The 20,599-nt window shown below is 50.6% G+C and carries 16 protein-coding genes; all 16 read right to left on the reverse strand.

Features of this window, described 5'->3' with window-relative positions:
- Positions 1-48: 48 nt before the first annotated feature.
- The 16 genes from secA to rsmH all read right to left on the reverse strand — a co-directional run bounded on the left by secA (position 49) and on the right by rsmH (position 20,599).
- Complete coding sequence (secA, locus tag KO512_RS06945; RefSeq protein ID WP_215951607.1) at positions 49-2,793, reverse strand: preprotein translocase subunit SecA; 2,745 nt, start codon at positions 2,791-2,793, stop codon at positions 49-51.
- Between the two features lie 189 nt (positions 2,794-2,982).
- Positions 2,983-3,897 (reverse strand): UDP-3-O-acyl-N-acetylglucosamine deacetylase, encoded by a 915-nt coding sequence (gene lpxC / locus KO512_RS06950; RefSeq protein ID WP_215951608.1) that lies wholly within the window; start codon positions 3,895-3,897, stop codon positions 2,983-2,985.
- Positions 3,898-4,015: 118 nt separating this feature from the next.
- Positions 4,016-5,212 (reverse strand): cell division protein FtsZ, encoded by a 1,197-nt coding sequence (ftsZ, locus tag KO512_RS06955; protein WP_215951650.1) that lies wholly within the window; start codon positions 5,210-5,212, stop codon positions 4,016-4,018.
- 171 nt (positions 5,213-5,383) lie between these two features.
- Positions 5,384-6,625 carry a cell division protein FtsA gene (gene ftsA / locus KO512_RS06960; protein WP_436792273.1) on the reverse strand — a complete coding sequence of 414 codons (1,242 nt, stop codon included), beginning with the start codon at positions 6,623-6,625 and terminating at the stop codon, positions 5,384-5,386.
- 10 nt (positions 6,626-6,635) lie between these two features.
- Positions 6,636-7,598 carry a cell division protein FtsQ/DivIB gene (locus KO512_RS06965; RefSeq protein ID WP_215951609.1) on the reverse strand — a complete coding sequence of 321 codons (963 nt, stop codon included), beginning with the start codon at positions 7,596-7,598 and terminating at the stop codon, positions 6,636-6,638.
- 3 nt (positions 7,599-7,601) lie between these two features.
- A complete protein-coding gene (locus KO512_RS06970) occupies positions 7,602-8,546 on the reverse strand; it encodes a D-alanine--D-alanine ligase (protein WP_215951610.1) in 945 nt (314 codons plus the stop codon).
- Positions 8,546-9,952 carry a UDP-N-acetylmuramate--L-alanine ligase gene (gene murC, locus KO512_RS06975; protein ID WP_215951652.1) on the reverse strand — a complete coding sequence of 469 codons (1,407 nt, stop codon included), beginning with the start codon at positions 9,950-9,952 and terminating at the stop codon, positions 8,546-8,548. The genes KO512_RS06970 and murC overlap by 1 nt, the downstream gene beginning before the upstream one ends.
- 35 nt (positions 9,953-9,987) lie before the next feature.
- Positions 9,988-11,085 carry an undecaprenyldiphospho-muramoylpentapeptide beta-N-acetylglucosaminyltransferase gene (murG, locus tag KO512_RS06980; protein ID WP_215951611.1) on the reverse strand — a complete coding sequence of 366 codons (1,098 nt, stop codon included), beginning with the start codon at positions 11,083-11,085 and terminating at the stop codon, positions 9,988-9,990.
- Positions 11,078-12,271 carry a putative lipid II flippase FtsW gene (ftsW, locus tag KO512_RS06985; RefSeq protein ID WP_215951653.1) on the reverse strand — a complete coding sequence of 398 codons (1,194 nt, stop codon included), beginning with the start codon at positions 12,269-12,271 and terminating at the stop codon, positions 11,078-11,080. The genes murG and ftsW overlap by 8 nt, the downstream gene beginning before the upstream one ends.
- Positions 12,272-12,297: 26 nt before the next feature.
- Positions 12,298-13,650: a UDP-N-acetylmuramoyl-L-alanine--D-glutamate ligase gene (murD, locus tag KO512_RS06990; protein ID WP_215951612.1), complete on the reverse strand. Its 1,353-nt coding sequence runs from the start codon at positions 13,648-13,650 to the stop codon at positions 12,298-12,300.
- 10 nt (positions 13,651-13,660) lie between these two features.
- Entirely contained in the window at positions 13,661-14,743 is a 1,083-nt protein-coding gene (gene mraY / locus KO512_RS06995; RefSeq protein WP_215951613.1) for a phospho-N-acetylmuramoyl-pentapeptide-transferase, read from the reverse strand.
- The gene (locus KO512_RS07000; protein ID WP_215951614.1) at positions 14,743-16,131 is read right to left on the reverse strand and encodes a UDP-N-acetylmuramoyl-tripeptide--D-alanyl-D-alanine ligase; all 1,389 of its coding nucleotides are present in this window, start codon (positions 16,129-16,131) and stop codon (positions 14,743-14,745) included. Before KO512_RS07000 ends, mraY begins: the two co-directional genes overlap by 1 nt.
- Positions 16,128-17,612, reverse strand: a complete 1,485-nt coding sequence (locus KO512_RS07005) for a UDP-N-acetylmuramoyl-L-alanyl-D-glutamate--2,6-diaminopimelate ligase (protein ID WP_215951615.1) — start codon at positions 17,610-17,612, stop codon at positions 16,128-16,130. The genes KO512_RS07000 and KO512_RS07005 overlap by 4 nt, the downstream gene beginning before the upstream one ends.
- Entirely contained in the window at positions 17,609-19,324 is a 1,716-nt protein-coding gene (locus KO512_RS07010; protein WP_215951616.1) for a peptidoglycan D,D-transpeptidase FtsI family protein, read from the reverse strand. Before KO512_RS07010 ends, KO512_RS07005 begins: the two co-directional genes overlap by 4 nt.
- Positions 19,314-19,664, reverse strand: coding sequence for a cell division protein FtsL (gene ftsL, locus KO512_RS07015; RefSeq protein WP_215951617.1), 351 nt, complete (start codon positions 19,662-19,664; stop codon positions 19,314-19,316). Before ftsL ends, KO512_RS07010 begins: the two co-directional genes overlap by 11 nt.
- The gene (gene rsmH, locus KO512_RS07020; protein WP_215951618.1) at positions 19,661-20,599 is read right to left on the reverse strand and encodes a 16S rRNA (cytosine(1402)-N(4))-methyltransferase RsmH; all 939 of its coding nucleotides are present in this window, start codon (positions 20,597-20,599) and stop codon (positions 19,661-19,663) included. The genes ftsL and rsmH overlap by 4 nt, the downstream gene beginning before the upstream one ends.

Below are 20,599 nucleotides of genomic sequence, written 5' to 3' on the forward strand. Positions count from 1 at the left end.
ATCGATTAATCAATCACGCAATCAGGGTAAGTATTACCCCTTAAGCGATCAGTTCAGCTTACCGTGACACTGTTTATACTTCTTGCCTGAACCACAAGGGCAAGGATCATTACGACCCACTTTTTTGCCATCACGCACAAAGGTTTCAACTTCAGCCGCCGCTTCTGGTGCTTCATCAGCTTCAGGCTCATCGGCAGCCATTGCCGATGACTCAGCATGCTGGAAATTCATCTGCTGCTGTTCGGCCTGCTCACGACGCTGACGTTCTAGCTCGTCCAGTTCTTCTGGTTGGCGTACCTGTACATGACTCAGAATTTTGATCACATCGGTCTTAATATTTTCCAACAGATGCTCAAATAAGATAAAGGATTCGCGTTTGTATTCCTGTTTTGGGTTTTTCTGTGCATAACCACGCAGGTGAATCCCTTGACGCAGCATATCCATCGATTGAAGATGCTCTTTCCACAGCGTATCCAGCACCTGCAACATCACCTGTTTCTCGAACAGGCGCATATTTTCCACCCCAACAAATGCCGCTTTAGCCTGATAATCTTCGACGATATCCCGCAGAATCCGCTCACGCAGTGTATCTTCATGCAGGGTGTCATCTTTATCTAGCCATTCCTGAATCGGCATCTCTATACCGAATTCAGACTCGATGTGTTTCTCTAACCCAGCAACATCCCATTGCTCTTCCAAGCTCTGAGGCTTGATATAATCATTGATTGTATTTTCAACCACTTCAGCGCGTACCGCCTCGATGGTTTCAGAAATATCATTGGTCGCCATCAGCTCATTACGCTGATCATAGACCGCCCGGCGCTGATCGTTCGCCACATCATCATATTCCAGCAGTTGCTTACGAATATCGTAGTTACGGCCTTCAACTTTACGCTGTGCTTTTTCAATCGCGTTAGAGACCATCTTATGCTCGATCGCCTCGCCCTTCTCCATCCCCAGCGCTTTCATAAACTGACGCACACGATCAGAAGCAAAGATACGCATCAGATCATCTTCCAATGACAGGAAGAAGCGCGATGAACCATTATCACCCTGACGACCGGCACGGCCTCGAAGCTGGTTATCGATACGGCGTGATTCATGACGTTCAGTACCGATAATATGTAGACCACCCGCCTTCAACACCGCATCATGGCGTTCTTGCCATTCAGCCTTCGCCTGCGCAATCTGCTCTTCAGTCGGGTTATCTAAACCTTCCAGCACCGCTTCAAACTTACCGCCCAGGACGATATCGGTACCACGACCCGCCATATTGGTGGCAATCGTCACTGCACCGGCACGGCCAGCATCGGCGATAATAGTCGCTTCCTTACCGTGATTCTTGGCGTTCAAGACATTGTGAGGGAAGTTTTTCTTCTTCAAGAAGTTAGAGATCATTTCAGACGATTCAACCGAGGCGGTACCCACCAGCACGGGACGTTTCTCTTCAACGCAGTGCTCGATCTCTTTTAGAATCGCTTCGTACTTCTCTTCAATTGTGAGGAAAACCAAATCGTTATAGTCGATCCGCGCAACCGGTACATTGGTTGGGATAACCACAACATCCAGACCATAGATCTGATTCAATTCGAATGCTTCGGTATCTGCGGTACCAGTCATACCAGACAGTTTTTCATACAAACGGAAGTAGTTCTGGAAGGTAGTCGATGCCAACGTCTGACTTTCTTGATTAATATGCACGCCTTCTTTCGCTTCAACTGCTTGATGCAAACCTTCAGACCAGCGACGCCCCGGCATAATACGACCGGTGTGCTCATCAACGATAACCACTTCACCATCTTGAACGATGTAATCCACATCTCGCTGGAACAGATTATGCGCCCGCAGTGCTGCCAATACATGGTGCAGCATACCTAAGTTCTGTGGTGCATAGAGACTTTCACCTTCGGCCAGAATCCCCTCTTTGGAGAGCATCTCCTCAATGCGCTGATGACCACGCTCAGTCAGTTCAACGGTGCGGTTCTTCTCATCAACAGCAAAATCACCGTCAATCTCGATCTCTTCTTTAGGATCGATCTCGCCATCAAACTTTTCCAGTACCGGAATCAAGGTGTTCATCTTGCGGTACATTTCGGAACTATCTTCCGCCGCACCAGAAATAATCAGCGGTGTACGCGCTTCATCAATCAGAATGGAGTCAACCTCATCCACAACTGAGAAGAAAAAATCACGCTGTACTTTGTCTTCAACACTAAAGGCCATGTTATCGCGCAGATAGTCGAAGCCAAATTCGTTGTTAGTACCGTAAGTAATATCGCAATGATAAGCGTCGCGTTTAGTTTGCGGGTCTTGGCCGGATAATACGACACCGACGCTCATACCGAGAAACTCATACAGTGGGCGCATCCACTCGGCATCTCGACTGGCTAGATAATCGTTCACTGTGACAACATGAACGCCCCGGCCCGCTAGCGCATTCAGGTAGACAGGCAGTGTTGCTACCAGGGTTTTACCTTCACCGGTACGCATCTCTGCGACTTTACCTTCATGCAGCGTGATACCACCGATCATCTGCACATCGAAGTGACGCATCCCCATAACCCGACGGGAGGCTTCACGCACCACCGCAAAGGCTTCCGGTAGAATGGCATCCAGACTTTCGCCCTGAGCCAAACGCGCTTTGAACTCAACTGTCTTGGCTTTCAGATCATCATCAGAGAGGGGTTCTACTTCGCTTTCATAGCTATTGATCTGCTTAACGACCTTACCCATCTGTTTGAGTACGCGATCGTTCTTACTACCAAATACCTTCTTAAACATCGAAGTGAACATAATCTGATTATTTACCTATTAGCAGCGGCGGGCTTGGGCCGGTTAAAGTATTAAATTAACGCAACATTCTACATCTATTGGGGCATCAAATTGAATCTCAATAGGGATATTTTTTCAGCGGGTATAAATGACCGGAAAAATGGTAAAAAGCCGGACTGAAGAGTCCGGCTTTTATAGAATGGATACGATTTAGCTGACAGCGGCGGGCTGCAAGTATGAAATAGGCATCGATTGTTCGCGCCCTTCAAAGGTAACAATCTCCCACGCGTCTTCTGTTTCCAGTAGTTTACGCAACAGCAAATTGTTTAAATGGTGTCCTGATTTGAAGCCATGAAATTCACCAATCAAGCTTTTACCCAACAGATAAAGATCACCAACCGCATCCAGCACCTTATGTTTTACAAACTCATCATCATACCGCAGACCATCTTCATTCAAGATACGGTAGTCATCAACAACGATGGCATTATCCATACTGCCACCCAATGCCAGATTTTGGCCTCGTAGATATTCAATATCCCGCATAAAACCAAAGGTACGCGCACGGCTAACCTCTTTAACAAATGAGGTGCTAGAAAAATCGAGGCAGGCTTCCATGTTTTTTTCAGCGAAAGCGGGATGATCAAATTCAATCATAAAACTTACTTTAAAACCGTCAAACGGCTTAAAGGTGGCCGACTTTTCATCTAGTTCGACACTAATCTCTTTCTTAATGCGGATAAACTGTTTAGGGGCATCCTGTTCCTGAATACCAGCAGATTGAATCAGGAAGACAAACGGCGCAGCACTACCATCCATGATCGGCACTTCTTCAGCACTCAGCTCAACAAACGCATTATCAATACCCAGTCCAGCAAGAGCCGACAACAAGTGCTCTACCGTGCAGACCCGTACGTCACCTTTCTGCAGATTGGTTGATAGCGTCGTATCACCGACATTTTTGGCGCAAGCATTAATCTCTACCATTGGCTCGAGATCGACGCGACGGAAAACAATGCCGGTATCCACGGGGGCAGGTTTTAGTGTCAAATACACTTTCTGCCCAGTGTGGAGGCCCACGCCAGTTGCTTTAATACTGTTCCGTAATGTACGTTGTCCGATCATATTTCCTGCCAAGGTTATTTTGTGGCGATAAACGCGCCATTTTAGCAAAATTACGTCTATATCAGCAATAACTGATTTAGCGTAATACCGACAATGTCAGGCTAAGAGATCAATTTCATCAATCCGCCTGACGCCGCAGAAACGTCGGGATATCCAGATAGGTCTCAGTTTCTCCTTGCGTGCTACTCTTCGACTGCTGTGAGCTAGAAAGTTCCCTCTGTGACACTCTATTTTTTTCAGCACTGATATGATCTGCCTTTCGACGATGCACGGCCGGCAATTCAAGCTGATCTAGATCGAGTTCACCGTCGGGCTTACGGTTACTACTCACCACCTTAACCGTCGTTTCTTCAGGTTCAGCTTTTTGTAATCCGGTAGCGACAACGGTCACCTTAATATCATCAGTCATTTCTGGATCAATAACCGTACCGACCACGACGATAGCATTATCGGAGGCAAACTCTTCGATCACCTGCCCCACATCACTAAACTCACCGAGTCCCAAATCGAGACCCGCAGTGATATTGACCAGAATGCCTCGAGCGCCCATGAGATCGACATCTTCAAGTAATGGACTACGAACAGCCGCCTGTGCTGCTTCCATCGCACGGTTTTCACCCCGTGCCATACCGGTGCCCATCATCGAGGTGCCCATTTCTGACATCACAGTACGCACATCTGCAAAGTCGACGTTGATCATACCCGGACGGATAATCAGATCAGAGATGCCCTGCACAGCGCCTTTCAGCACGTCATTGGCTTCATCAAAGGCCTTCATCAGGGTACAGTTTTTACCCAGCACCTGGAGCAGTTTTTCGTTGGGCACAATAATCAAGGAATCAACATGCTCAGAAAGCTCTTTGATACCCTGATCGGCAATCAGCATTCGCTTTTTACCTTCAAACGGGAAAGGCTTAGTGACCACCGCAACGGTCAGGATACCGAGCTCTTTTGCCACTTCAGCAACAATCGGTGCTGCCCCCGTACCTGTACCGCCCCCCATACCGGCGGTGATAAACACCATATCCGCGCCGCGAAGCATCTCGACGATCTGATCACGATCATCCAAAGCCGCCTGCCGACCAATATCAGGATTCGCTCCTGCCCCCAACCCTTTGGTGATCTCGCCACCTAATTGCAGGACACTGCGCGAGGCCATATTATTCAAGGCCTGTGCATCGGTATTGGCACAGATAAACTCAACCCCATCAACTTCTGACGAGACCATGTGCTGGACCGCGTTACCGCCGCCACCACCAACGCCAATCACTTTAATGACGGCGCTCTGTGCAATGTTATTCACTAATTCAAACATATCCCTTCCCTCCAGGTTCAGTGCCCGACCCGCACCTGCTTGTGTTGCATTCTGTTTCATTGCTGACTGCCACATCCTGTGAATACTTCAATCACTCGGGGTAACACCGTATGTATCACGCCCCGCTCTATTTATACTTCGAATCCATTCTGCCTTACGCTTACAAAATCATCAGAAGTTCCCCTGAAACCAGGTTTTCATCCGTTGCAGTACATTCGGCTGCTCAGGACCATCGTCAACCAGCACCGCTTCAGCCTGATGCTGTACATCTTGTTTCGCGTATTGCAGTAAGCCAATACCGGTGGCATAGATGGGGCTATTCAAAATATCCCCCATCCCGCGCACCCCTTTTGGCAATGCCAGACGTACTGGCATATGAAAAATCTCTTCAGCGAGTTCGACTGCGCCTTCCATCTTCGCCGTGCCGCCAGTCAGGACGATACCCGCCGCGACCAAATCTTCAAATCCACTACGACGCAACTCTGACTGTATCAGCGTAAACAGTTCGTCATAGCGAGGCTCAACGACTTCAGCCAACGCTTGGCGAGATAGATCCCGTGATGGCCGATCACCCACACTCGGCACCTTAATCGTATCTTCGGCTCTGGCCAGTTGCGCCAATGCGCAGGCATATTTAATTTTAATCTCTTCCGCATGGGGTGTCGGTGTACGCAACGCCATGGCGATATCGTTGGTCACCTGATCACCAGCTATCGGGATAACCGCAGTATGTCGAATCGAACCGCCGGTAAAGATGGCGATATCGGTGGTACCACCGCCCATATCCACCATACAAACACCCAGTTCTTTCTCGTCCTCGGTCAACACTGACAAACTCGACGCTAGCTGCTCTAACACAGAGTTATCCACCGCTAAACCACAACGCTGAACACATTTTTCAATATTCTGTACTGCATTTACCGCACCGGTCACCAGATGAACCTTGGCTTCTAAACGCACACCGGACATCCCTAGTGGCTCGCGAATACCTTCCTGATTATCGATGACATATTCCTGCGGTAAGATATGCAGAATTTTCTGATCAGCCGGTATGGCGACGGCGCGAGCTGCATCGATGACTCGATCGAGATCATGCTCCATCACTTCACCCTCACGAACCGCAACGATGCCGTGAGAATTCATGCTATTAATATGGCTACCTGCAATGCCCACCGTGACAGAATGAATCTTACAACCTGCCATCAACTCAGCTTCATCCACCGCTCGCTGAATGGAGTGCACGGTGGATTCAATATTCACCACGACCCCGCGCTTCAGTCCACGGGATTCATGTGAACCAATACCTACGATATCGATCATGCCGTCAAGGCCAACTTCACCAACAAGACACACCACTTTTGAGGTGCCTATATCCAGTGCCACGATCATATTATTTCCAGGCTTCATCGCCATATTCTCTGTATCAACCCTTCTGTTGTTCATCAGTGGCCGCCAAAGGGCGCCACTTAACGGCAATGCCGTTGTTGTATCGAATATCAATCTGTTCTATTCGGCCGGCGTCCGCTTCCGCCTGCAGACGCTGTTGATAGATGGTCAAAAAGCGCTCTAACCGCGCCACAACCTGATCTCGACCGACAACCACTCGGATGCCATTATCCAGTAACAAAGTCCAAGCACCCCGAGCTTCGAGCTTTAACTCAACTAACCGTAAACCGGTATTACGCAGCATCTGATTCAAGTCGTAATATTCCGACATCATCATCCCCGTATTACTCGAAGGCCCCCGCAAACGCGGTAGTGCACTGTATTTAGCAACATCATCCGGCCAAAAAATATCGCCTTCATGGTTTAACAAACCATCTTCACCCCAACGGGCAATAGGTACTTCTTCGGTCACCGTCAGATATAAAGATGCCGGCCAGCGGCGACCCACACCAACCTGATACACCCAAGGATCAACCTGTATACCGGCTTTGACCGCCTGAATATCCGCGCTGAGCAGGCCACCATTCATGAGCGCCACCGACTTAGCGGCTATCTGTTGGCGATCAAGGTGCTGCGTATTACCGGCAAATATGACCTGCTCAACCGGCTGATCCAACCAGTTATACAAGGATCCGTATGCGTTACTCATCAACACCACAAATACCATTAGCGCGGTCAGAATAGTCGCCGGTTTAACCCACCAATCACCATCAATGCGATTCCACCAAGGGCCTTCGCTGTGCTCAGCCACTAGCTGTGTTGAGCTCTGTTTCGCTGCTGGCGTGTCCGTTTTGGCGGTTGGCTGTGCCTTTTTTACGCGGCCAAACCAGCCAGCCATTTTATTTTGCGGCTGTTCTGTTTTCTTATAAACCGTCGCAGAAGCCCCCCTTTTGGGCGGCTCTGGTGTTGGTTGTTCGGCAGAAAACAGTTTTTTCAGCATCGCTTACAGGCTCCCCCGTAAAATAGTCACGACCAGTTCTTCAAAACTAATGCCCGCTTCGCGTGCCGCCATCGGCACCAAACTATGATCGGTCATACCCGGCAAGGTATTCACTTCTAGCAGCTGAAAACCCCGCTGCTGATCCAGCATCACATCGACTCGACCCCAACCACGACAACCCACCATCTCAAAGGCTTGCTCAGACAGACGCTTGAGTTCGGCTTCCTGCGCCTCGGTTAACTCATTATCAAAATGGTATTGGGTATCATTGGCCTGATATTTAGCATCAAAATCATAAAAGTCATGCGGTGTTTCCAAGCGAATAACGGGTAATGCTTTACCATTTAACACCGCAATCGTAAATTCAGGCCCACTGATCCAACTTTCCACCAGCACCGCTCGGTCGAACTGCTGTGCATCATTGATGGCTTGTTCTAACGCCTCAATACTACGCACCTTGCTCATACCGATGCTTGAACCTTCATGGGCAGGTTTAACAATCATGGGAAAACCCAGTTGCTCAACTAACTGCTGCAGGTCGGTCGCTTCATCAGGCACCACATAGGCGGGTGTTGGTAGTCCTGCGGCACTCCATATCTGTTTACACTTAACCTTATCCATCCCTAGCGCTGAAGCCATCACACCACTACCGGTATAGGGTTTAGCCATGATTTCCAGTACTCCTTGCAGAGTGCCATCTTCACCACCACGACCGTGCATAATCAAAAATGCCCGATCAAATTCAGCCTGTTGTAGCTGCGCTAAAGGATCAGCGCCATCAGCACAGAGATCGATACCGAAGGCATCCACATTGGCCTGCTGTAAACCACGCAACACTTCAGCGCCACTTTTCAGCGAGATACTCCGTTCTGCCGATGAACCGCCGAACAATACCGCCACCCGGCCAAATTGAGCACGTTCCTGAGCGGTTATTGAGAAATGACTCATCAATCAGCCTCCGTCACAACGGTCAAATCCAGCTTAGAAAGCTGGTGTGCCAGTGCCGTGATATTCCCAGCACCTTGGGTTAACAATAGATCACCCGGCTTCAACAGATTTTTCAATACACTAGGCACCGCATCCACGGATTCCACAAAAACGGGATCCACGCTGCCACGCTGACGAATACTGCGGCACAAGCTGCGGCTATCGGCGCCAGCTATCGGTTCTTCTCCCGCCGCATAGACTTCCATCAATAACAGCACATCCGCTTCTGACAGCACTTGCACGAAATCTTCATACAGATCTCGAGTACGGGTGTAGCGGTGCGGTTGGTTAATCATAACCAAACGCTTGTCTGGCCAACCCCCTTTTACCGCCCGAATGGTCGCCTGAACTTCACGAGGGTGATGGCCATAATCGTCCACCAGCATCGCAGTTCCGCCCTCAACAGGAATATCGCCCAGCACCTGAAAACGTCGACCGACCCCTTCGAACTTCTGCAACGCTGTACAGATAGAGTGATCATCAATCCCTTCATCACTCGCTACCGCAATGGTCGCCAGTGCATTCAAAACGTTATGTCTGCCCGGCATGTTCACAGTGACCTGCAAATCCGCTCGCCCATCAGGCCGTTTCACCGTAAAACTGGTTTGCATACCACGCTGAACAATATCTTCCGCCCGATAATCAGCATCCTCATTCACACCGTAGGTCACGATAGGACGCCCCACCTGGGGAATAATCTCTTTAACCACGGGATCATCGGTGCATAGCACAGCCAAACCGTAAAAGGGCAAGTTATGGAGAAAATCGACAAAGGTCTGCTTCAACTTGCCAAAGTCACCGCCATAGGTGTCCATATGATCCGCATCGATATTGGTAACAATCGCTACCATCGGTTGCAGATGCAGGAAAGAGGCATCACTTTCGTCGGCTTCGGCCACTAAATAACGACTACCACCTAGCTTTGCATTGGTACCCGCACTATTGAGACGCCCACCAATCACAAAGGTCGGATCAAAACCCGCTTCAGCCATCACAGAGGCCAGCAAACTGGTGGTGGTTGTCTTACCATGGGTTCCCGCAACGGCGATGCCATGTCGATAACGCATCAGCTCTGCCAGCATCTCCGCCCTGCGTACAACGGGAATACGTCGTTCACGGGCCGCACTGACTTCTGGGTTATCATTACCAACCGCTGTAGAAATCACGACCACATTAGCGGCGGTAACATTCTCTGCAAGGTGTCCAATAAAGATCTCAGCACCCATCTCTTGAAGGCGATCAGTGGTCGCCGATGCCCTGATATCTGAACCGGTAATCTGATACCCCTGGTTCAGCAGAACCTCTGCGATACCGCACATACCCACGCCGCCAATACCGACAAAGTGGATTCTACGGATACGGCGCATCTCGGGGACTTCATAGATTTCAGTGGTATTATCAGTCACTTTTTCATTACCTCCAGACAGATATCCGCAACGGTCTGACTCGCCTCGGGCTGCCCCAGCTGACGCGCTTTTTGCGCCATTGCCAGCAGTACCTCACGGTCATTCAACTGCTCTGTCAAAATATTTATCAAGCGATCCCGATTCAGTTCATTTTGTTGAATCAGGATCGCCGCGCCGGCCTCTGCCAAATAGCGTGCATTCCCCGTTTGATGGTCATCTACCGCAAAGGGAAATGGCACCAAAATAGACGCCACACCCGCAATACTTAATTCACTGACCGTCAATGCGCCCGAGCGGCACAGCACAAGATCTGCCCAGCCATAGGCTTCATCCATGTGTTCAATAAAAGGCACAACACGAATAGATTCCCGTTCGGCCAGCTCTGCCGCACGATATAGCGCTTCAGTCTCAGCCAAATTGCGTTTGCCTACTTGGTGCAACACCTCTGGGATCATCCCCTCAGGCAGCGTACTTAATACTTCAGGCAACAACTCATTGATCGCTTTAGCGCCTAAGCTCCCCCCCACGACTAACAGACGCAGTGGCCCTTCTCGTCCAGCAAACCGTTCGGCTGGTGCAGGCAGATTAAGAATATCGCCACGTACCGGATTGCCCACCACGGTGGTCTTTACCTTGCTTTTGAAAGCTCCGCCGAAGGCTTCTAGTACACGCCGAGCGAGCTTCGCTAAAATCTTATTGGTCATACCGGCACAGGCATTCTGCTCATGCACTAAAACCGGCACACCGGTTAACCATGCAGCCAGTCCACCCGGGCCCGAAGCAAACCCACCCATACCTAGCACCACATCCGGTTTGACTCGGCGTAACACGCCAAATGCTTGATACAATGCATGCAGCAAGCGCAAGGGTGCCAGCAACAAGCTTAACTTCCCCTTACCACGCAAACCTTTCACATCAATACAGTGCAATTGAATATCTGCCGCGGGTACCACATCCGCTTCAATACCGGCTGCGGTGCCCAGCCACTCCACCGCTACACCCTGTTGTCGTAAGCAGTCAGCCGTCGCTAGCGCCGGAAAAACATGTCCTCCGGTGCCGCCTGCCATAATCAGTACTTTGCGGCCCTTATTCATCTTCACTGCCTATTGTCGATTTTTTCTTTTTCCCAGCTTTTGCTATACCCGTGGCATTAACTCGCAGCCGTTTTAACTCGTAATCCACCCGCATTACAATTGCGATCATCACGCAGCTGACCACCAAACTACTACCACCATAACTCACCAGAGGTAGCGTCAGCCCTTTAGTGGGTAATGCGCCGACATTAACACCAATATTAATCAGCGCCTGTCCGGTCAACATAATGGCGAAGCCATAAACCATATACGCCATAAAAAACTGCTGTAACTTTTCAGCACGACGGCCAATACGAAACATCCGCTGCGCCATTAAGCCATATAGCACCACGACCAGCAGTGCAAAGATCAACCCCATCTCCTCAGCCAGTACCGAAAACACAAAATCGGTATGAGCCTCAGGCAGATAAAATAGTTTTTGCACACTATTACCTAAACCAGCACCCAACCAATCACCTCGGCCAAAGGCGATCTGAGCCTGCGCCAACTGATAGCCGGAGCCAAAAGGATCGGCCCAAGGGTCAAGGAAAGTCTTTAATCGCACCACCCGATAGGGCTGCCACATCGCCAACGAAGCGATCACGGCAACACAGCCGCTAACGATCAACGCAAACTGGCTGAACTTCATGCCGCCGAGGAAAATCATCCCCATAACACTGCCCATCAATACCACCGCAGCACCAAAATCCGGCTCAAAAATCATCAAAGAGACAAAGAAAGCCAGCGGAAACGCGGGTTTAATAACCCCCATCCAGCTGCCTCTGACCTCGGTCAAACGGCGTACTAAATAGCCAGACAGATAGACCACCATAGTAAACTTGGCCACTTCAGACGCTTGAAGGTTAACCGGTCCCAACGGAATCCAACGAACTGAACCATTAATTTCTCGACCAACGATCAACACCAATATCAGCAACACGGAACCGATCAACAGCAACACTGGGCCGCAGCGTTCCCAAAGACTGATAGGCACCCTCAGCACAATGATCGCCGCCGTTAAACCGATTAAAATGAAGATCCCATGGCGGATCATATAAAAAAACGGATTACTGTTACGTACCGCGGCAACCTCAATCGAGGCTGAACTTATCATCACAAAACCCAGCAAAACCAAACACAGTGCCGCCGCAACCAGTAATGGGTCGAATGGCAGCACACGGTTGCTCACCGCTGCCTGAGTTTTCATCGATGTTTTAAGTGCAGCACTCGCTGTCATAGCGCCTCCACCGACTCAATAAATGCATCGCCACGCGCTGGAAAACCACTGAACATATCGAAGCTAGCGCAAGCCGGTGAAAGCAACACGATATCACCGGGCTGAGCCAATGCCGTCGCAACCTGCACCGCCGAGTCCATACTTTTAGCATACTGACCGTCAAGACAACCAACCGCTTGATCGATCAAGGCGCCGTCTTTACCGATAAGCACCAACGCCCGAGCAGCCTCTTTTAAGGGTTGATCGAGGTCGCTAAAATCAGCGCCTTTGCCCACGCCCCCCGCAATCAAGACAATTTTATGCCCCTCTGCCAGCATCGCAGATAAGCCATTAATCGCTGCCACCGTCGCACCGACGTTAGTGCCCTTGCTGTCATTAAAATAGGTTACGCCCTGCTTATCTGCGACCCATTGGCAACGATGCTTCAGTCCTGCAAACTGCTTAAGGGTTTGCAACATAGACTCAAGAGGAATATTGACCGCTTCACCCAAGGCCAGCGCCGCTAGCGCATTCGCTAAATTGTGTTGCCCCTGTATTTTTAGCTCACTGACCGCCAACAGCGGCGTTAAGCCTCGGGCTAAGAATGTTTGCCCCTGTTTTTCTAGCAACCCAAACTGATTCAGGTCGGGTCGACCTAAACCAAAGCTGCTGATCTTAACGCCCGTACTGACCAATGGTGAGGTCAGCGGATCATCACGATTGATCACCACGTTCGCCGCGCCTTTAAACACTCGGTGCTTAGCCTGATAGTAAAGATGCAAGCTATTGCTATAACGGTCGAGGTGATCAGGACTCACATTCAGCACCGTCGCTGCTGTCGCCCGCAAATCATTGACTGTTTCCAATTGAAAGCTGGACAGTTCCAACACATACAACGCTTGTTCACCGTCACTCAGCATATCCAGCACAGGGGTACCCAGATTGCCACCAATGCCGGTATCGATACCCGCATCAAGTGCCATCTGCCCTACCAATGTGGTCACCGTGCTTTTAGCATTAGAGCCCGTGATTGCGACAATAGGCGCCGTCACTGCCTGACAAAACAGGTCGATATCTCCGCTCAGTTTCACCCCTGCAGCCGCGGCGGCCTGGATAGCGGGCTGATCTTTAGCTACCCCAGGGCTCAGAATGATTTCACGGGCACGACACAACAGTGCTGGGTTCAACTCGCCACAATGGACTTCCGCATCCGGAAATTCGGCATGGATCAATTCAAGATTGGGCGGTGTATCCCGAGTATCAACAAGAATAAACGGTAGCCCTTTATCAGCCAGATAGCGCGCACAGGAAAGCCCGGTCTGCCCCAGTCCGATGATTATCCGTAATTGATCCGTCGCTATCAGGCTCACAATATCTCCGTTAACGTATTTTCAAGGTTGCTAAGCCAATCAGCACTAGCACCACGGTAATGATCCAAAACCGCACAATCACCCGCGGTTCAGGCCAACCTTTTAATTCAAAATGATGGTGCAGCGGTGCCATTCTAAAGATTCGCCGGCCGGTCAATTTGAAGGACCCTACCTGCAAAATCACTGACACGGTTTCAATCACAAACACGCCGCCCATAATCATCAGGACAAATTCCTGACGCACGATAACCGCAATCACCCCTAATGCAGCCCCTAGTGCTAACGCACCAACATCTCCCATGAAAACCTGTGCGGGGTAGGTGTTAAACCAGAGAAAGCCGAGGCCAGCCCCGACGATGGATGCACAAATAATCACCAACTCGCCAGCACCGGCGATGTAAGGGATATGCAGATAGTTAGCAAAATTAACGTTGCCGCCTAAGTAAGCAAAAAAGCCCAAAGCCCCCGCCACCAACACGGTTGGCAAGATAGCCAAACCATCGAGACCATCCGTCAGATTCACCGCATTTGAGGTGCCGACAATGACGAAATAGGTAAAGACGATAAAGAACAACCCCATTTCAATCGCGACATCTTTAAAGATCGGAATAATCAACTGGGTTTCAGCAGGAGCCTGAGCCGTCATATAGAGCACAATCGCCGCGCCTAAACCGCCCACCGACTGCCAAAAATACTTCCAGCGCGCCGGCAAGCCTCGGGTACTTTTCTCAATCACCATGCGGTAATCATCAACCCAACCCACCGCGCCGAAAATAAAGGTAACCCCCAATACAATCCAGGTATAACGGTTGGTCAAGTCTGCCCACAACAGAGTACTGATCATAATGGCCAGAATAATCAGTGCCCCACCCATCGTCGGGGTTCCTGCTTTACTGAAGTGAGATTCCGGACCGTCACTACGAACGGTCTGGCCAATCTGCTTACTTTTCAGTTTACGAATGAGCGCAGGTCCTAACATCAACGAGATCGACAGAGCGGTTAGCACCCCTAGAATCCCGCGTAACGTTAGATAACTAAACACGGTAAAAAAACTGTTATATTCAGCCAGCCAGTTGGCCAAAAACAATAACATCAGTGACTACCTCCGTCGGTAGAGCCGTCATTGGTCAGGCCCGTTACAATTTGATCCATTCCCGCACTGCGGGAGCCTTTTATCAACAGAACACGCGGACACTTCGGCAACTGCTGTATATAACTCAACAATGCCGCTTTATCCGAAAAATGCTCAGCACATTGGCCACCCGCCGCCATGAAACTTTCATTTGCAGCCTGGCTCAATACGCCGCAGCTCAATAACTTATCGATCCCTTTTTTAGCCGCGTACTCCCCAACTTCGCGATGCTTCTGTTTCGCATCCGCACCCAACTCACCCATATCGCCCAACACCAACACCTGTTCACCCTCAAGTTCCGCCAAGGCGTTTAGCGCGGCTTTCACTGCATCAGGGTTAGCGTTATAACTGTCATCTATCACCAGAGTGGTGTCATCTAGTCGAATCGGACGCATCCGTCCTGCTACACCTTGACACTGACTCAACCCTTCTGCCGCTACGGCGGGCTGACATCCATCAGCCAGCACGGCAGCCGCCGCAGCTAACGCATTAGCGATATTGTGCCGCCCCATCAATTCGAGGCTGACCGGATACTGAGCGCCTTGATAGTTCAACTCAAAGGCATAACAGCCGCTTGCCTGTAGTCGAATATCGGAAGCAAACACTGACGCTTCATGATTAACGATCGAAAAGGTTAACACTGGCTGCTGCGAGAGCATTCCTAGCCAGACACTGGCATGAGGATCATCGAGATTAACAACCGCAGTACCGCTATCTGATAAACCTTCAAATATTTCAGCCTTCGCCAGCACCACGCCACGCAGTGAACCAAATCCCTCAAGGTGGGCGCCAAACGCATTATTCAGTATGGCAACATCAGGCTTGGCCAGATGAGTGCTATAGGCAATTTCATGTGCACCGCTGGCCCCCATTTCAATCACCGCATATTGATCACCCGCCGACAGGCGCAGCAAGGTCAGCGGCACACCGATATCGTTATTGAGATTCCCCTGCGTCGCCAGAGTCTGCCCCCGCAACCGGTTAATGGAAGCCAACATCTCTTTGACGGTGGTTTTACCGCTGCTGCCGGTCACCGCAAACATCGAGCCACTAAAACGAGCACGATTGAAGGCGGCTAAATTTCCCAGTGCCATTCGCGTATTACTGACCACTAACTGCGGCACATCAACTTCAACTTTCCGCTCTACCACGACCGCCACTGCGCCGTCAGCTACCGCCTGAACAACAAAGTCATGGGCGTCAAAATTGTCGCCCTTTAACGCAACAAATAGATCCCCTGCATGAATATTGCGAGTATCCGTGCTGACACCCAGCAGATCACAGTCGGTACCGATCAACTGAGCAGATAGAGGTCCAGTCAATTCACTTAATCTAAATGGACCATTCATTGGTTGCCTCCTCGGTGCGCTAAATCTAACGCATCACGGGCAACGGCCAGATCATCAAAGGGTCGTTTCACGCCTTGTATATCCTGATAATTCTCGTGTCCTTTTCCAGCAATCAATAAAACATCCTCTGGCTTAAGTGCGGCAACAGCCTGCTCGATGGCTAACTGACGGTCAGCCTCGCAAACCACCTGAGCAGTATCACTAAAGCCCATCATAATCATGTCAATAATCTGTTGTGGATCTTCAGTACGCGGGTTATCACTGGTGACCATGACGCGCTCCGCCATCCTTTCAGCAACCTGTGCCATCTGCGCCCGTTTACCCTTATCTCGATCACCACCACAACCAAACACACACCAGAGTTCGCCGTTACAATAGCTGCGCAACGCCTCTAACGCTTTTTCCAACGCATCAGGCGTGTGTGCATAATCAACCACCACCAATGGAGGCTTTCTCGATACCAACTGCATTCGACCAGCAACGGCGTTCAACTGGCGTAATCCACGTTCAATCTGCGCCTGTGGATAACCCATTTTCTCGGTGATCGCGATGGCCAGCAGCAGATTGCTCAGGTTAAACCGGCCGATGAGACCCGTATCCAACGTGAAGGTCCCCTGCGCAGTTGTGATTTTTGCACTAATCCCTGCCGAGAGTTTTACCTCTGTCGCCCGTACCGCCGCACTCGCTGACTCACCAAACCCCACACGCTTCTGACCATCATCACGAGCTAACAGCGTGGCACCGAATACGTCGTCGGCATTGATCACCTGATGCTCAATCGCCAGATCGGTAAATAAACGAGCCTTGGCGGCGCCGTAACTCGCCATATCACCGTGATAATCAAGATGATCACGGGACAGATTGGTGAAGCCCGCCGCGTCAAAATGAACGCCGCTAACCCGCTGCTGATCCAACGCGTGGCTGGACACCTCCATCACTACCGCCGTGGCTCCCTGCTGACGAAAATCCGCCAACAATTGATGCACACCGATAGCATCGGGAGTCGTATGGGTCGAATCACTCAACCGCCCCAACAGACCATTACCCACCGTGCCGATCAAACCGCAGGTCTCACCAAAAAAGTTCAACAGCTGGGCTATATAATGGGCGCAGGAGGTTTTACCGTTGGTTCCGGTCACTCCCACCACCCGCATATGAAGAGAAGGTTCGCCATAAAAACGTGAAGCGACCTCGCCAATCGTGGCAGCAACATCAGCCACCCCGATCAGTGGGATCGCCACATTAATAGAGCCCGCTACAGCCAGTTCTGCGTCATCAACGATCGCAGCGACTGCCCCTTCTGCTGCAGCGGAGCAAACAAAATCAATTCCTTTATGGTTTACACCATCGCGGGCGAAAAACAGATCGCCCGGTTTCACTTTACGGCTATCCTGACAGATTCCGCTGATTGACAACGACGCCAGCTCAGTTCCCGCCAACTGCGGTAGCAAATCAACCAATGTATACTGGGCGATACTCATTTCATCACCACATGTGACGTAGCGGGTTGCCAGTTATCCGGCGCCACATTAAGCATTCTTAATGCACCACCAACCACTCGAGAAAAGAGTGGAGCAGCTACTTCGCCACCGTAATATTCTTGTCCCTTAGGGTTATCCACCATAACGACTGCAACAATCGCAGGGTTATCCACCGGCGCCACCCCAGCAAAGATCGACATGTATTGATCATCGGCGTAACCGTTAACGCCAACTTTATGCACCGTACCGGTCTTACCCGCCACGCGATAACCTTCAATCGCCGCGCGACGCCCTGTGCCGCCGGACTGAGTCACGGTTTCCATCATCCGCAAAATGGCGTCTGCCACTTTTTTTGGCATCACGCGGGTACCTGATTCGGGTCGGTCGAGTTTGAGTAGCGACACATGCCGCACTAGCCCACCGGTAGCAAACGGCAGATAAGCCTGCGCCAGTTGCAACGGTGTAACTGAGAGGCCATAGCCATAAGACATCGTCGCCCGCTCGACCAAGCGTTTTTCCGCTAAATAAGGTAACACCCCAGCCTGTTCGCCAGGGAATCCTGTACCTGGCACCTGTCCAAGCCCAACATTATGAAATACATTTCGCACCGCATCGCCATGCAGACTCAACGCCAGCTTAGTTGCCCCCACGTTGCTCGATTTAGTAATAATCCGCCCCATGCTCAACACGCCATAGTTGCGATGATCACGAATCGTTTTACCCTTCACGCGGATATAGCCCGGCGATGTATCAATCTTGCTATCTAAGGTATACTTACCACTCATCAACGCCGCTGCGATCGTCAACGGTTTCATGGTCGAGCCCGGCTCAAACGTATCGGTCACCGCGCGGTTACGTAACGACTCCATCCCGCTACCAAGATTGCTTCTGTCATTCGGGTTATAGGAGGGTTGGTTCACCATCGCCAAAACCTCACCGGTGTGCACATCCAACACAACCATCGCAGCGGAATCCGCCTTATGAGCCTGCACCGCCGCTTTCAATTCCCGATAGGCCAAATATTGCAACCGTAGATCGATACTCAGCTGCAGATCCTTGCCCTGCACCATCGGCTCTAACTCACGGATATGTTTAACCGTCCGTCCCAACAGATCCCGCATCACCAGTTTCTTGCCGGGTATGCCCTGCAACCAATCTTCAAATGCCAGCTCAATACCTTCCTGTCCCACACCATCTAAACCGGTAAAACCAACTAGATGAGTCGCCACTTCGGCCGCCGGATAAAAGCGTTTATATTCTCGATCAACATAGATACCGGGAATATGTAACTCTTCTACCTGTTCCGCCTGAGCAGGCGTCATCTGCCGCTTGAGATAGATAAACTGTTTATCTCGAAAACGTGACACCCGCTTTAACAAGGTGTTTTTATCGGTATCGATCAAACTCGCCAGTTTAGTGATTGAGGCGCTTTGCAGATCAAACTCTTTTGGATTCATCCATACCGTTGAAACCGGGGCGCTAACCGACAGCGGCAATCCATTACGGTCACTGATCATCCCCCGATGCGCGGGAATGATCGCTGTACGCAGCACGCGAGCATCACCCTGGCGCTTTAAAAAATCCTGTTCCTGTACATTCAGCGAGAGCATTTTGCCAGCGACGCCAGCCGCAATCAGGCACAGCAAGGCAAACACCAGCCATAAACGCCAGCCTCTTGCTGCACGAGCTTGCAAGCCTTGCTCATCGCTCATCTCTAATCACCTCAACCTGTTCAGGAATTCGCATGCCTAGGCGTTTAATTGCCACTGACTCAACCCGATTATTCGCGGCCAACGTGCCCTGTTCGAGCAATAACTGACCCCACTCAACCTGTAACTCATCCCACTGCTGCACCAACTCTTGCTGCTGATTAAACAAAACCCGGTACTGATGTGCCGACCAGATAACCAACAATGCCGACACCACCAGCAGCGCGACTAAACAAAACAGCAGCAAACCCGGCTTAATTAGCTCAGTAGGTTCAATCACCCCACTGATCGGCGGCTCCTCTTTCGCCTTCAGCCAGCTTGGTAATGGCAGACTCAGTTTCATCGTAGTTTTTTAGCAACCCGCATCACGGCACTACGTGAACGAGGGTTATCAGACACCTCATCCTGTCCCGCTTTCATCGCTTTACCCACCGCCTTAAGACGGATATTCAACATATCATCCGTCACCGGAATACCGGGGGGAAGGTGTTCATCACCTTTGACATACTTACGGATGAAGCGCTTAACGATGCGGTCTTCCAGCGAATGAAAACTGATCACCACCAGCTTGCCACCCGGTTTCAGCATCTCGAGCGCCTGATCTAGGCAATCTTCCAGATCTTCCAGTTCACGATTAATAAAGATACGAATACCTTGAAATGCGCGGGTAGCCGGATTTTTACCTTTCTCCCACGCAGGGTTCGCCTCAGTAATAATTTTCGCCAAGCGGCCTGTCGTCACAATAGGATCCAACGCGCGCTCATGAACAATCGCCTTGGCCATCCGCCGCGAATGCCGCTCTTCACCATAGGTATAGAGCACGTCGGCAATCTCTTTCTCTCCTGCCCGTGCCAACCACTGCGCTGCGCTTTCACCGACATCCGGATTCATCCGCATATCCAGCGGCCCATCGGACATAAAGCTAAAACCACGATTAGGGTCATCCAATTGCGGCGATGAAACGCCTAGATCTAACAGCACACCATCGACCTGTCCCGCCAACTCCCGCCGACGAACAAACTCTTCCAACTGCGCAAATGACCCTCGCTCAATACTAAAACGTGGTTCATCGCCAAATCGTTCGGCTGCGCAGATAATCGCTTCCGGATCTTTATCAATACCCATCAGATGGCCGCGCTCTGATAATCGGCTTAATACCAATGCCGAATGACCTCCACGACCAAAGGTCCCATCGATATAAAACCCATCCGGATCTTCAACCAGGGTATCCACAGCCTCATTCAGCAACACTGTGATATGTTTAAACTCTGCACTCAT

It is taken from the genome of Amphritea atlantica, from assembly GCF_018860855.1.
Lineage (GTDB): Bacteria > Pseudomonadota > Gammaproteobacteria > Pseudomonadales > Balneatricaceae > Amphritea > Amphritea atlantica_A.